Here is a 12,761-nt window from a genome sequence, read left to right as displayed (position 1 = left end):
TGGTGGCGAGCGTATCGCCGTTCCCCAGTTTTCTCCAGTCGGAGAAATTTGAGCCCATACGTAGGCAGTGGCCCGGATCTCTTCCCGGACCTCCAGCTCCCGCATCCGTTTCTCCACCTGCCGCAGCGAGTACGACCCGCAGCGGACCACGCTGACCGAGCGCCGACTGGCCAGGTGGCCGAGCTGAAGGCCCTGCACCCGGATGACGCACGCCAGTTGGGCCTGGGGAAGATCAGCCGGCGCACGCTGCGGCGGTGGGCGGCCGCATGGACCAAACAGGGAATCACGGGACTGGCGGACGGCCGTCTCACCCCGGTTCTGCGAGGGCACCGCGAGATCACTTCCCAGATCGCGGAGGCGGCGGGATGACGGCGGGGCTGGCCGCCACCCGCGGTGAGGGTCCCGCAGCTTCTGCGGGGCCCTCACCGTGAGTGGCGGAAGGATGGTCACGATCCTCTCGGGGGAGTGTCCCTTCAGTGCGCGACCCTGTCGCCGGTCGTCGCTGCAGTGGCACGGGTTCGGGGCAGGGACCGCTGGAGGAGGGCGCCGACCAGCAGGATGAGCCCTGCGTTGGCGAGCTGCAGCAGGTCGAGTACCGGTCCGGAGATGACGTCGTTCAGGAACAGGTTGATCGTGAGCGGCAGGGAGCCGTTGACGACCAGGCCGACGCCGACGATGCCCAGGAGGCGCCCCACGCCGAGCGTCGGTTCCCGGTGCTTGAGGAACACGTTGCCGACCCAGGCCGAGGCGGGCAGAAACATCACGACCGAGGTCAGCAGTCCCGGGTTGTACGTTCCGGTGACGAGGGCGGGGACGATGTGGAAGAAGCAGTTGACGATGACGAGGCTGTAGAACGCGAACCCCATCATCACGTACCTGCGTGCGAGCAGGGCGCAGAGCCCTGCCACGACCCAGGTCAGCCCGATGTTGACGAAGAGGTAGAACTCCGTCGGGATCGCGCAGCCGGGATAGGTGCCCAGGCCGAGCGTGGTGCACAGCGATTCGGGGAAGGCGTGCCGGGCGCCGTCGGCGGCGATGCCGTACTCCTCGAAGATGTGGAACAGGTACATCACGACGGCGAGCCAGCCCAGGCAGGAGGGATCCTTCCACCGGGAGAGGGTGTGGTCGCTGCGCAGCGCGTCGGTCGCCAGGAGGACGACCGTGAGGACGACGGCGGCGCCGAGGCCGATCCAGGCGAATTCGAGATCGAAAGTGGAGAACATGTCTTGAGGCGCCCTTCAGGGTTCTGGGGCACGGACCCGTTGGTTCGGGGGCGGATCCGTCGCTGTGGCTGACCGGATCGGGCCGCACCCTGGGCCAACACAGCCGAGGCGAGCGGCCGTCCGAGGTCCTTCACCTCGGCGGCACGCTGGGTCAGAGAATCGGGATGATGAACCCCAGGCAGTCGTCGACGTGACTCACCGGCTGTGTCTCGTCCGAGCCGCTCCATTCGATGAGTGCCGTGTCGACGGCTGTGGCGACAAGTGCTGCCAGGCAGGACAGTTCACCTTCGGTGTAGGCCGTTCTCGAGTTGGCGTCGATGAAGGCGCTGACGACTTGAGCGAAGGGGTCTCGCCCATGGGCTCGCTTCACCTGCAGGCCAGGGTTGTCCCGTACGAGCTGAAGCCGTGTTCGGAGAATGCTCAGCTCGCTCTCGGGAAGGGTCAGGGCTGCCTCAATGGATGCTTTGAGCCTTGCCGAGACCGAGCCCTGCTCCGGGGACTGTTCGAGTTGCGCGGAGAGCCGGAATGAAAGGTCGTCGAGTCCCTCCCAGACGATCTGGTGTTTCGTGGGGTAGAAACGAGCCAGGCTGGACCGGCTGATCCCTACAGCGGCTGCAATCTGCGCTGTACTGACCTCTTCGAACCCGAGTTCCTTGAGAAGGGCCAGTGCAGCGTCTCTCACGCGGAAGCGGTCGATGTGAGCCGGCCGTCCCCTGGTGGCGGTCTGAGTCAAGGTTCCCTCCAGATTATAGAACAGCGTCTCATTAATCCTATCCTCCCGCAGCGGTGACACGGCGGGCGGCGCCAGCGGGGCACCTGTCAACGCCTGCTGCAGCCCGGCGGCCCGGATGCGCTCGCGCGCGCGGATCACCCATGCCCAGCTGCCGCCCGCGCAGATCCACCAGCTCTCGGGGGTAGTCGATCCTGTCGGGCAGCGACGCAGGCCTTCCAAGACGCAGACCGACACCTCTTCCCCATTATCGGACAGCGTGCTAAAAATGCTCCGCGAGGCCGGGACGAACACTGATCCGCACCTGAGGCTCGCATCGCCAGAGCTTTGCGGCGGGGGGCACCCCGATGTCACCGCGCCGACGAGGTGTCGCACGCAGGAGGGCTCCGAGCGAAGTAGTCGCCGGCGGGGACCTCATGCACCTCCCGGTCCGACCCCCATCCCGAAAGCCATCGGCATGCGATGGCTCGATGAAGCACACCCACGACCAACCAGAAGGGACGGAGATGGAACATCTCATCGCGCACCTCGCGCACGTCGAAATCCTCACACCCAGGCTCCAGGAGAGCGTTGAGTTCTTCCATGACCTCGTCGGCATGGAGGTCGTCCTCGAACACGGCGATTCGGTCTTTCTCAGGACGTGGGGCAACTACCTCCCCTACGACCTGATCCTCACGCAGAACCCGACGACAGGTCTCGGCCACATCGGCTGGCGGGCCAAGAACGCCGAAGCCCTCGACCTCGCGGCACGCCGGCTGGGCGCGGACAACGGGGGCCTCGGCTGGCAGGAGTCGGCACCCTGGCAGGGAAAGGCGTATCTCTTCGTCGGACCCAATGGACAGAAGCAGAAGATCTTCTGGGAGGCCGAGCACTACCAGGCACCTCAGCACCTCGCCTCGCCGCTGCCCACCCGCCCGCAGCGCACCCCCGCCCGCGGAGTTGCCGCCCGCCACCTCGACCACGTGAACTTCCCCTCCGCAGACGTGCTCGGGGACGCGCAGTGGTATGAGAGGAACCTCGGCGTCTTCCTCACCGAATGGACGGAGGTGCCCGAGGAAGGCCTGGCCATCTTCGCGACCCTGTCCACCGGTTCGGCGTTCCAACTGGCCTTCCTGCGCGACGACTCCGGCCACCGAGGCCGGTTTCACCACTTCGCCCTGCAGGTCGACGAGCGCGCCGACGTCATCCGTGCCGCCGAGATCTTCCGCGAAGCCGGAATCCCGATCGAATGGGGCCCGGGACGCCATGGGCACGGGGAGTCCTTCTCGGTCTACGTGCGCGAACCCGGAGGAATGCGTCTGGAGATCGTCTCCCCCGGCCTCCAGCGCATCGCCCCGGACCACAAGCCGGTCAAGTGGGCTCCAACACAGGGATCCGCCGACTTCTACCTCAGCAACCCGCTGCCGGAGGCATTCCTCGAAGTCCTGCCAGCCGTCCCAACCACCGACCAACCAGCATCCGCCATCGACGTGGCCGGACTCGGAAACCCCTGGGGCAACACGTGAGATTCGCAAACGTCAATGGCCGCTCCACCCTCGTCGCAGGGAGCGCCACCGGCATCGACCTGGCCCGCGCCACCGGGGACGAGAGCCTCGCCGACCCGCGCACCGCGCTCTCCCGGTGGGAGGAGGTCACCGAGCGGGCAGCCGGGCTCGACCGCGGCTCGCGTTCCTCCGGGGCGACCGTCACCTGGAGCGAGAACGACCTCCTGTGCCCCTCACCAGCGCCCGGGCAGATCCTGTGCATCGGCCTCAATTACGTAACCCACGCGGTCGAATCCGGCCTCGCCATTCCCGACCACCCGTTCGTCTTCGCGAAATTCACGTCGTCCCTCGCGGCCCCATTCGGGCCGGTCACAATCTCCAACGACACGATCGACTGGGAGGCCGAGGTTGTAGCCGTGATCGGCAAGACCGCCCACCGAGTCCCCGAGTCCGAGGCATGGGGCCATGTGGCGGGCATTACCGCCGGCCAGGACGTCTCCGACCGGTCGGTGCAGAACCGGCTGGGAGTGAACAGCCAGCCCACCTTGGGCAAATCCCGCCCCGGCTACGGACCGGTCGGGCCGTTCATCGCCACACCGGACGAGTTCGATGATCCGGACGACATCAGCGTCAGCTGCGCCATCAACGGCGAGACCGTCCAGAGCGGATCCACCAGAGACCTCATCTTCAGCATCCCGGAAGTGGTCGCCTACCTCTCCGACGTCGTCGTGCTGCGGCCCGGCGACCTGATCTTCACCGGAACCCCCTCGGGCGTCGGCATCGGCCGCACACCCCCGCGTTTCCTGAACGACGGAGATGTCCTGGAAACCACCGTCGGCGGGGTGGGGACCATGCGTCACGCGATACGCGCCCAGCAGCCCGGTCCCACCGGAGCGATGACAGCGACCCGGTCGGGGACCAAGGAATGAACGAGGCATCGATCGACCTGGACGTCTGCATCGTCGGATACGGCCCGGTGGGCCAGACGCTGGCGGCTCTGCTCGGGCAGAAGGGATGGAAGGTCGGGGTGTACGAGCGCTGGGAACTGCCTTATCCGCTTCCCAGGGCCGGTCATGTCGACGACGAGATCGTACGCATCCTCCAGTCCATCGGTGTCGCCGACCGGTTCGAGGTGAGGGCCGTCCCGGCCACCGGGTACGACTGGGTCGACGGCAACGGAGACCTCCTCTTCCAGATCGACTGGGGCAAGCCCACCAAGTCGTCCTGGAGGTCCGACTACATCTTCTACCAGCCCGACCTCGAGGCCCTGCTGTCACAGGCGGCCGAAGCCAATGAGAGCGTCTCCGTCCACCGCGGCTGGGAAGCGGTCGGCCTCGAACAGCACGAGGACCGGGTGGAGGTGACCTTCCGCGGTGGGACGCAGGACGGACAGGGGTGGGAGCCGAACGGCGCCACCACGACAGTCCGCGCCCGCTACGTCATCGGTGCCGACGGAGCCAACTCGTTCGTCCGGAAGGCGGCCGGCATCACCTGGGACGACTTCGGATTCTCCGAGACGCTCTCCATCGTGGACGTCAGACTCCATGAACCGGACCGGGAGATCGCGATGCCCAGCTCCGGTCAGATGTGCGACCCCGAGCGTCCCGTGACCCTTTTCCGCTGGCTGGCCCGCGAGCACGCCCGGTGGGAGTTCATGCTGATGCCTGGAGAAGACCCCGCCGAACTCGTCAGTGAGACCAGTTGCTGGAGCAAGCTCGAACGCTGGGGCGTCACTCCCGAGAACGCGACGCTGATCCGTCGAACCCTCTACACCTTCAACTCTCTGGTCGCCCACGACTTCACAAGCGGCCGGGCCATCCTGGCCGGCGACGCCGCGCACCTCATGCCACCGTTCCTGGGACAGGGGATGTGCTCGGGAATCCGCGATGCCGCCAACCTCGCCTGGAAACTGGACCTGGTCCTGAAGGGCACCACCTCGGACGACATCCTGGAGACTTATACCCAGGAGCGACGGGACCACGTCTCCGAGATCACTCGGATCGCGATCGCGCTGGGTGCCATCCTGTGCGAAACCGACCCGGAGAAGGCGGCCGCGCGGGACGCTGGGATCCGTCGGCACGGACTGCCGCCCGTGCCCCCGATGCCGGCCCTGACGGCGGGCTTCCTCAGCAAGGCCGACGGCAGTTCCAGCGCCCGTGGCCGGCTCGGAGTACAAGGCCTCATCGTCCACGAGGACAAGGTCAAGCGGTTCGACGACGTGGCGGGATCGGGGTGGACGCTGTTCTGCGCCGATCGTTCCCTTGCCGAGGATGCTCGCCGGATCTGTGATGCGGTGTCCGGCCTCCTCACGATCAGCGTGGTCTACGTCTCCAAAGCCCCCGTGGACTTCCCAGGCTCCTATGTCGACTTCGACGGTACGTACAACCGATGGTTCGCTTCCTCGAACGCTCAGGCGATCCTCGTCCGCCCGGACTTCTACACCTACGGACAGGCGAACACCTCGGCAGAGGTTGCCGATCTTCTCAGCGCAATGGTCAGCGGCTTGCGGAACCCCCTGGATGCCACACCCGGTCCGTGCTGACGGCTGGGCAGTTTCAGGGGCTGTGTCCGCGGCGTGTGCAGCCGCAGGTCCGACATCGGCCGGGCGGCTGCCGAGGGGCCGGGAGGGGAGCCCGGCGACAGCACTTCCCCACCCAGGACGGGGCCGGGTCCGGCATCCCGCACCCAGCCCCGTCCTGGGACGGTAACGCGACGCTACGGGGCATCGCTGCTCCGACGGAGACATTCAAAGCCGCTTGCGAATTCGGACGACCATCCCGGCAAAGGCGCCTGGCGCCATGGAAGGAAGTGGGCGGGCAGATGGACAAAGTGGTCGCGTCGGCCGCGGAGGCCGTGGCGGACGTCCCGGACGGGGCGTCCCTCGCGGTCGGCGGTTTCGGACTCAGCGGAGTGCCAGCGGTCCTCATCAAGGCCCTCTACGACAAGGGCGTCACGGGCCTGGACGTGGTCTCCAACAACTGCGGGGCGATGGAGTCGGGCCTTGCGGTCCTGCTCGCCGCGGGCCGGATCGTCCGTGTCACCGGCAGCTACATCGGTGGCAACAAGGAGTTCGCCCGCCAGTACCTCGGCGGAGAGATAGAGCTCGAACTGATCCCGCAGGGAACGCTGGCCGAGCGGCTGCGCGCCGGCGGCTGCGGCATCCCCGCCTTCTACACCCCCGCCGGCGTCGGCACCCAAGTCGCTGACGGCGGACTGCCCTGGCGCTACGACGGCGCCGGCGGGGTGGCCGTGGTCTCCCCGGCCAAGGAGATCCGCGAGTTCGGCGGCATGGAGTACGTCCTGGAGCGCGGCATCACCACCGACTTCGCCCTGCTACGGGCGGCCAAGGGCGACCGGCACGGCAACCTGGTCTTCAACAAGTCTTCCCGCAACTTCAACCCATTGGCGGCCATGGCGGGCCGGATCACGATCGCCGAGGTCGAAGAGCTGGTCGAACCCGGCGAGATCGACCCCGACCAGGTCCACCTGCCGGGCATCTTCGTGCAGCGCGTGGTGGCGCTCACCCCCGAGCAGGCCACCGACAAGAAGATCGAGAAGGTCACCGCTACGCCCAGGGAGGTGCGGGCCTGATGGCCTGGACACGCGACGAGATGGCCGCACGCGCGGCCCGCGAGCTGCGCGACGGCGAGTACGTCAACCTCGGTATCGGCCTGCCGACGCTGATCCCCAACCACCTGCCCGCCGGCGTCCACGTCGTGCTGGAGTCGGAGAACGGCATCCTCGGCACCGGCCGGTTCCCGTACGAGGACGAGGTGGACCCCGATCTGATCAACGCGGGCAAGGAGACGGTCACCGTGCTGCCCGGCGCCTCCTTCTTCGACTCCGCCCTGTCTTTCGGCATGATCCGCGGCGGACACATCGACGCCGCCGTGCTCGGCGCCATGCAGGTCTCCCAGAACGGCGACCTCGCCAACTGGGCCATCCCCGGCAAGATGGTGACCGGTATCGGCGGTGCCATGGACCTGGTGCACGGCGCCCGACGGGTCATCGTCACCATGTCCCACACCGCCAAGGACGGCAGCCCGAAGATCGTCGAAGAGTGCGACCTGCCGCTCACCGGTAAGGCCTGCGTCGACCGCATCATCACCGACCTCGGCGTCCTGGACGTCACCGAAAGCGGCCTGGTCCTCGTCGAGACGGCGCCCGGCGTCACCACCGACGAGATCGCCGGCAGAACGAACGCGAAGATCCGCTGACACCGCACCCCGCCTCGTCACCGACACCGACAGGGCACGCGCCGAGGCGAAGCTCATCGCCACCCGGGCGCTGCGGTACGGGCCGTACAGCATGGCAGCCGACGACCTCAACTACCCGCCTGCGGGCCTCCGGTCGGTGGTGGCCGGGCGGTCGGCGGCGACGACGAGGTCGGTAAAGCTGAGGGGGATGCCCGGCGCCGGGGCTGCCGCGGACCTGGTCGCGGCTGCCGTGTCGAGGCCGTCGAGGGCCAGGTCGAGGTGGCGGTGGAGGAGGTCGCCGTCGGGGTCGAGGCGGTCCAGGCCGTCGGGGAGGGGGCGGGAGAGGCGGATCGAGAGCAGTACGAGGTCGCCCATGCCCACGTCGCGGCGGAGCCGGCCGGACCGGTGTGCGGCGTCGATCAGGGTTTCGACGGTGTTCGCGGTGCCGGTGCGGATGCGTACGAGCTCCTCGTCGACCACGAGACCTTCGAGCAGGACGAGGATGACCGCGCCCATCCGCAGGTCCGCCGCCGCGTGGACGAAGCGGCGTACGGCCGCGAAGGCGTCGTCGTCCACTGCGGCGGCCGCTTCGGCCGCGCTCTCCAGGCGGGCGAGCAGGTCGCCGGTCAGGTCCCGGACGAGCGCCTCCCGGTCGGGGTAGCGCCGGTAGAGCGTGCCGGGCCCGATTCCGGCCCGGCGCACGATCAGGTCCAGGGGCGCGTCGAGGCCGCGCTCCAGGAAGACATCACGGGCCGCGTCGAGAATCCGTCGCCTGCTGCGTGCCGCGTCTGCCCGCACCATGTACCGCCTTCCATCGCCCCACTCAACCGGAGAGTTCCTCTCCGATATGTTATCGTCTTAGAGGCGGAGAGAAACTCTCCGCTTAAGGGTTCAATGTCGAAGGGAGCACGCCATGAACGGCGAGCTGACTGTCCGGACCGTGATCGACGGCACCGAGTACACGCAGGACGACATCCGCCGATGGGAACTGGACCGCGCCCGCGCCGCGCTCGCCCTGCTCAAGGACCGGATCGGGGACGAGGCGATGCGGGAACTGCTCACCGAGGACCTCCGGGCGGCGGACCGGGCGATGGCCCCGCTGCCGGACGCCTCGGGCGGCGCGTGGCGGTCCGCCGTGACCGAGATGGAGATCGGCGGGATCACCGCCGAGGAGTTCCTGACCTGGTGGCAGGGCCGGCTCGCGAGTGCCGACCGGACGGCGCTGCTCTCGGCCAATCCGGAGCACTACCTCGCCGACTCCGCCGACGGGGTGGTCGAGATCATCGAGACCATCGGCTCCGGACCGCTGCGTTTCTTCCTCACCTTCCACGACGGCGTCGCGATCGAGGACGAGGGCCACGAGACCTATCCCGTGCGGATCGGCGGCACCGGCCGGCTCGCCGACGGCACCGAGATCTGCCGCGTCATGCACGAGTTCGGTGACGGTCCGCAGGGCCTGCGCATCCGCCTGACGATCCAGTTCCCCGCACACGCCCCCGAGCACGTCTTCACCGGCCACCAGTGGCACTTCGCCTGCGAGTTCCTCAACTGGCTGGGAGCCGCGCACACGGCTCAGTGACGACGGCCGAACGGCGGTGGGGAACCCCTTGCGCTGCCGGGTTCCCCACCCCGCGGTCCTGCCGGCACGCACCACACACCATCGAGGTCATCCCCCATGCGGACCAGAAAACCGCCGCCCGATCCGGACACACCCTCCCCCATGCCGCCTCTCCCGAAGCCCTCCCCGGCCTCTCCCCCGCCACGGCCCGCCCCCAAGGGTCGAGTGCCCGCAGCCGGCCCGCCCCGGCACACCCTGCGTTGCGCCGCACACGAATTCGGCCTCACCGGACTGCTGCTCTTCCTTGTCGTCACCGCGATGCGATGGCTGCTCGCGCCCGACTCGCCCACGGCCATCGGGAACCCGGACCTCGCCCCGGCCGTACTCGGCGCGCTCATCGGAGTGCTGCTGACCTCGCTCATCCTGTCGCCTTCCGGGCGGTACTCCGGCGGACATCTGAACCCCGCCGTCACCGTGGCCCTGTGGCTTCTCGGAGCCTTTCCCGGGCGGGCCGTCCTCCCGTACGTCGCCGCCCAGGCGGCCGGATCGCTGGCCGGCACAGCGCTCGGCGGCCTCGTCTGGGGGGCCACCGCGCGCCACGCCCCCGTCGCGTACGCGGTCGTGGGGCCTGCGCCGGCCTGGGACGCCGCCGCGGTGCTCGCGGCAGAGGCTGGAGCCGTCGCCGCCGTGACACTCATGCTCGGCGCCTTCCTCGGCCGCCCGTCCTCGCGACCACTGCTGCCGTACGCCGTAGGTCTGGCCACAGCACTCATCATTGCGTCGCTGGGCCCCCGCAGCGGCGGATCCGCCAACCCCGCACGGCAGCTCGGCCCGGCACTCCTGTCCGGGAACACCACACATCTGTGGATCTACCTGCTCGCCCCGGTGATCGGCGCATTCATCGGCGGCGGCATCTGGCACATGCTCGCCGCACCTGCCCACCGGGCACGGACCCGCCACGCCCTTCGCTACGCCCGTGACACGGACTCCGACTGATCAGCCCCCTCAACGACCTGATGGAGCGCGAGGCGCAGGCCGCGGGAGCCACCTTCGCCGACATCTACCACCAGACCGGCACCCACACCGCGCGCGACGGCTACCAACGGGGTATCGGCGCCATGCTGGAGCCGTCCGAAGCGACCGCCCTCGGGCTGCGGCCGCCCTGGTTCGTCCACCCGAACCGCACCGGCCGCGACCTCCATGTCCTGGTGGTCGCGGAGACGATCAAGGACGCCACGACCACCTGACCTGCGGCTGACCGCCCGCCAGGGCAGGCCGATGCCGTACTGCGGCACCCTCGATCAGTGAGAGCTTCGCCCTGCGTCGGGCAGTCGCCCGGACACACGTGCGTAGCCGACGTTCCTCAACAATGCACGCGAGCGCCGGCTACCTCGTCGAGCAGCTCGGGATCGCCGAGGCCCTGGTAGTGCTGTCAGTGCCCGTTGATAGCGTGCTTCGTCCAGTCGTGGAGTTCATGAAGGGACGGGGTACGTGCGGAATGTGACATGTCATCGGGTCGGCGAGCAGCGGTTGGCCGAGGCGCTCGACGACATCGACGGGCGGGCCTACACGCGGTGGCACTCGCTGCGGTACGGCAGCATCTCGCCGACGCTGATCCGGGCCATGGCGGACGAACTGCTCGACCATGTCGCCGCGCGAACGGTGACGGAGCCGGGGCTCGACGCTGCGGCCGGCACGGTCGCCGTCACCGCCGCGGAGTGTGTGCACGGAGTGCTGAGCATCATGTGCTTCCCGAGCGGGGACCAGGAACTCCGGTTCCGCCTCGTCGGGGAGCGGATCAGCACGGACCCGGACGACGACGAGTTCGGGGACGGGCCCATCACCTTCCGTGACGTCGTCAGGGAGGCGCCCACCGCGCGGACCTGGCTCGACATGTTCGAGATGTGTGTCGTCAGCGGGCATGTGTGGGACTGGGAGCGGGTCACCGGGCTGCTGCTGCGCGGCGACTACGCGCCCGCCATCCGTGACGGCGTGCCCTACAACCAGTACACCTCCGTCTCCGACCCCGGCGACCTCGCCGCCATGGACGCCCTGTGCCCCTATCTCACCGAGGCGGCCGGGCATCTGCCCCGCGACTGGCCTACGGTTCCGCTGCGCAAGCCGGACGCCGGGGAGCGCACGGAGGCCGCCCGGCGGCTCGACGAGGTCGGCGACGCGCTGAGCGCGGACCAGCGGCTGCTCCGCGTACTCCTCGACGACGACCAGCACGCCTTCGAGGACGCCCTCGTCGCCCGGCTGGTCGCGTACCGGGAGAGCGTCGAGGCTGATGCCGGTGATCCCGCGCCCCGGTCCCTTCTCCCCCTCGGCACCCTCGCCCTGGCCTGCCTCGCCGTCCAGGTCCATGGGTGGGAACTCGGTGTCCGGTCCGGGTATCTGCCGTACGGTCTGCTGGGATCGCCGGACGCGCCGCGCCGGGCGGCGGAGAGGAACCGGAACGATTTGGGCTGCTGGGCCGCCAAGTAGGCCACCCGGGGTGCGGAAGTGAGTCTGGCCCGACATCCAGGACATCGTCGTGGAGACGGACTCGTCCCCACCGAGGCAGCGGTGGTTGCGCCCGCCGCCGGCCGCCTGGGCGGCGGCCAAGGACTGCTTGCCCGCCGGGCGGACCACCAGCTCGGCGAACCGTGAGGTCATCCGGCCTTTGCTGCCGTGCCGCCAGGTCACCTCGGTGAAGTGTCCGGCGGCAACGGGCTCGGCCGCGTGGAGAGAAAGGGCCCGCGGCGCCGCCCGGTATCGAGGAAGCGTCGGCGGTCCCAGCCCTCCATAAGCCGGCTGACAGGGCTCGACGTTCAACTCGTGGGCCACCTCTTTTCCGGTCAGTGCCGGCACATAGGACAGTCCCCGTTCCTCCAGGCCATGACCGAAGGGGGTGCTGACGCCGTAACCCGGGTCGGCGACCACTGACCGGGGCGGTCAGTCCCCACCCGGACACGTTGTCCAGCAGACTGAGTGCAAGGCGCCATTTCTCCTGGTGGCCGGTGCCGTCCGGGATGCCGGCCCGGCGGCAACGGCCCGGCTCGTCCGTCCACTCCCGAGGCAGATACAACTGCCAGTCCAGCGGGCACGACGCAGTGTCGGTCGCGGCGTGGACACTGACCGCGACCTGACAGTTCGCCCGCTTCCCGAGCGCTCCGCAGTACTGGCGGGCCACCCCGGCCGACACCCGGCCGCACTTGGGAAACGACACATCGTCGATCACCCACACCTCCGGCGTGATCACCTCGGACAGCCGACGGGCGATCCGCCGCCGCACCAGCAACCGATCCCACGGCGACTGGTTCACGAACTGCTGCAGGGCTTGCACGTTCCCGTCCGGCAGCCGCCCGGCCATCGGCTGGATCGACTTACGCCGACCGTCCAGCATCAGACGCCGCAGATAACACGCCCCCACCGACGCTGATCAAGGAACGAAGCACTACTAACCTGCGCGTTTCGCTTGGGCTTTGGTCCGGACCATGAGCGGTAACGCGAAAGTGCCTTCTGAGCTGGGACGATGAACCTTGTCGAGGGGTTCTGTCGGTCCAGGTGGAAGGCACTTTCTGCGTGCAG

The 12,761-nt window shown here is 68.7% G+C and carries 13 protein-coding genes and 2 pseudogenes; 10 read left to right on the top strand and 5 right to left on the bottom strand.

All coding sequences use genetic code 11. The features are described 5' to 3' along the window. Positions 1-174 precede the first annotated feature (174 nt). Complete coding sequence (locus tag ACIRJP_RS38475; protein ID WP_404185049.1) at positions 175-369, top strand: hypothetical protein; 195 nt, start codon at positions 175-177, stop codon at positions 367-369. A gap of 104 nt (positions 370-473) precedes the next feature. On the opposite strand, the gene ACIRJP_RS38470 is transcribed toward ACIRJP_RS38475, so the two are convergent. Together ACIRJP_RS38470 and ACIRJP_RS38465 are read right to left on the bottom strand one after the other, a co-directional pair. Further along, positions 474-1,223, bottom strand: a complete 750-nt coding sequence (locus ACIRJP_RS38470) for an HXXEE domain-containing protein (RefSeq protein WP_404185046.1) — start codon at positions 1,221-1,223, stop codon at positions 474-476. Positions 1,224-1,374: 151 nt separating this feature from the next. Continuing rightward, complete coding sequence (locus tag ACIRJP_RS38465) at positions 1,375-2,247, bottom strand: TetR family transcriptional regulator (protein WP_404185043.1); 873 nt, start codon at positions 2,245-2,247, stop codon at positions 1,375-1,377. A 212-nt stretch (positions 2,248-2,459) separates the two neighbouring features. Here ACIRJP_RS38465 and ACIRJP_RS38460 point away from each other — a divergent pair, with 212 nt between their 5' ends. The 5 genes from ACIRJP_RS38460 (at position 2,460) to ACIRJP_RS38440 (ending at position 7,654) form a co-directional block, all read left to right on the top strand. Then, complete coding sequence (locus ACIRJP_RS38460) at positions 2,460-3,458, top strand: VOC family protein (protein ID WP_404185040.1); 999 nt, start codon at positions 2,460-2,462, stop codon at positions 3,456-3,458. After that, the gene (locus ACIRJP_RS38455) at positions 3,455-4,366 is read left to right on the top strand and encodes a fumarylacetoacetate hydrolase family protein (RefSeq protein WP_404185037.1); all 912 of its coding nucleotides are present in this window, start codon (positions 3,455-3,457) and stop codon (positions 4,364-4,366) included. The genes ACIRJP_RS38460 and ACIRJP_RS38455 overlap by 4 nt, the downstream gene beginning before the upstream one ends. Next, a complete protein-coding gene (locus ACIRJP_RS38450) occupies positions 4,363-5,979 on the top strand; it encodes a bifunctional 3-(3-hydroxy-phenyl)propionate/3-hydroxycinnamic acid hydroxylase (protein WP_404185034.1) in 1,617 nt (538 codons plus the stop codon). Before ACIRJP_RS38455 ends, ACIRJP_RS38450 begins: the two co-directional genes overlap by 4 nt. A gap of 278 nt (positions 5,980-6,257) precedes the next feature. After that, complete coding sequence (locus ACIRJP_RS38445) at positions 6,258-7,028, top strand: CoA transferase subunit A (protein ID WP_404185032.1); 771 nt, start codon at positions 6,258-6,260, stop codon at positions 7,026-7,028. Continuing rightward, positions 7,028-7,654, top strand: coding sequence for a CoA transferase subunit B (locus ACIRJP_RS38440; RefSeq protein ID WP_404185029.1), 627 nt, complete (start codon positions 7,028-7,030; stop codon positions 7,652-7,654). Before ACIRJP_RS38445 ends, ACIRJP_RS38440 begins: the two co-directional genes overlap by 1 nt. 111 nt (positions 7,655-7,765) lie before the next feature. Here the strand turns inward: ACIRJP_RS38440 and ACIRJP_RS38435 are convergent, their stop codons facing one another. Continuing rightward, on the bottom strand, positions 7,766-8,434 hold the full coding sequence (locus ACIRJP_RS38435; RefSeq protein WP_404185026.1) for a helix-turn-helix domain-containing protein: 669 nt from the start codon (positions 8,432-8,434) through the stop codon (positions 7,766-7,768). Positions 8,435-8,546: 112 nt separating this feature from the next. On the opposite strand from ACIRJP_RS38435, the gene ACIRJP_RS38430 reads away from it, so the two are divergent. From ACIRJP_RS38430 to ACIRJP_RS38415, 4 genes are all read left to right on the top strand, one after another. Next, positions 8,547-9,212, top strand: coding sequence for a hypothetical protein (locus ACIRJP_RS38430; protein ID WP_404185023.1), 666 nt, complete (start codon positions 8,547-8,549; stop codon positions 9,210-9,212). 204 nt (positions 9,213-9,416) lie between these two features. Continuing rightward, entirely contained in the window at positions 9,417-10,187 is a 771-nt protein-coding gene (locus ACIRJP_RS38425; protein WP_404185020.1) for an MIP/aquaporin family protein, read from the top strand. A gap of 20 nt (positions 10,188-10,207) precedes the next feature. Then, positions 10,208-10,438, top strand: a complete 231-nt coding sequence (locus ACIRJP_RS38420) for a hypothetical protein (RefSeq protein ID WP_404185017.1) — start codon at positions 10,208-10,210, stop codon at positions 10,436-10,438. A 244-nt stretch (positions 10,439-10,682) separates the two neighbouring features. Beyond that, positions 10,683-11,675: an immunity 49 family protein gene (locus ACIRJP_RS38415; protein WP_404185014.1), complete on the top strand. Its 993-nt coding sequence runs from the start codon at positions 10,683-10,685 to the stop codon at positions 11,673-11,675. 231 nt (positions 11,676-11,906) lie between these two features. Here the strand turns inward: ACIRJP_RS38415 and ACIRJP_RS38410 are convergent. After that, positions 11,907-12,113: pseudogene (locus ACIRJP_RS38410) on the bottom strand (transposase); the annotation flags it as partial. Positions 12,114-12,186: 73 nt separating this feature from the next. Beyond that, a pseudogene (locus tag ACIRJP_RS38405) lies at positions 12,187-12,543 on the bottom strand (transposase); the annotation flags it as partial. Positions 12,544-12,761 lie beyond the last annotated feature (218 nt).

Source organism: Streptomyces sp. NPDC102437, from assembly GCF_044765565.1.
GTDB lineage: Bacteria > Actinomycetota > Actinomycetes > Streptomycetales > Streptomycetaceae > Streptomyces.
The sequence above is the reverse complement of the archived record's forward strand: the minus strand, read 5'-3'. Positions and strand labels throughout refer to the sequence as shown.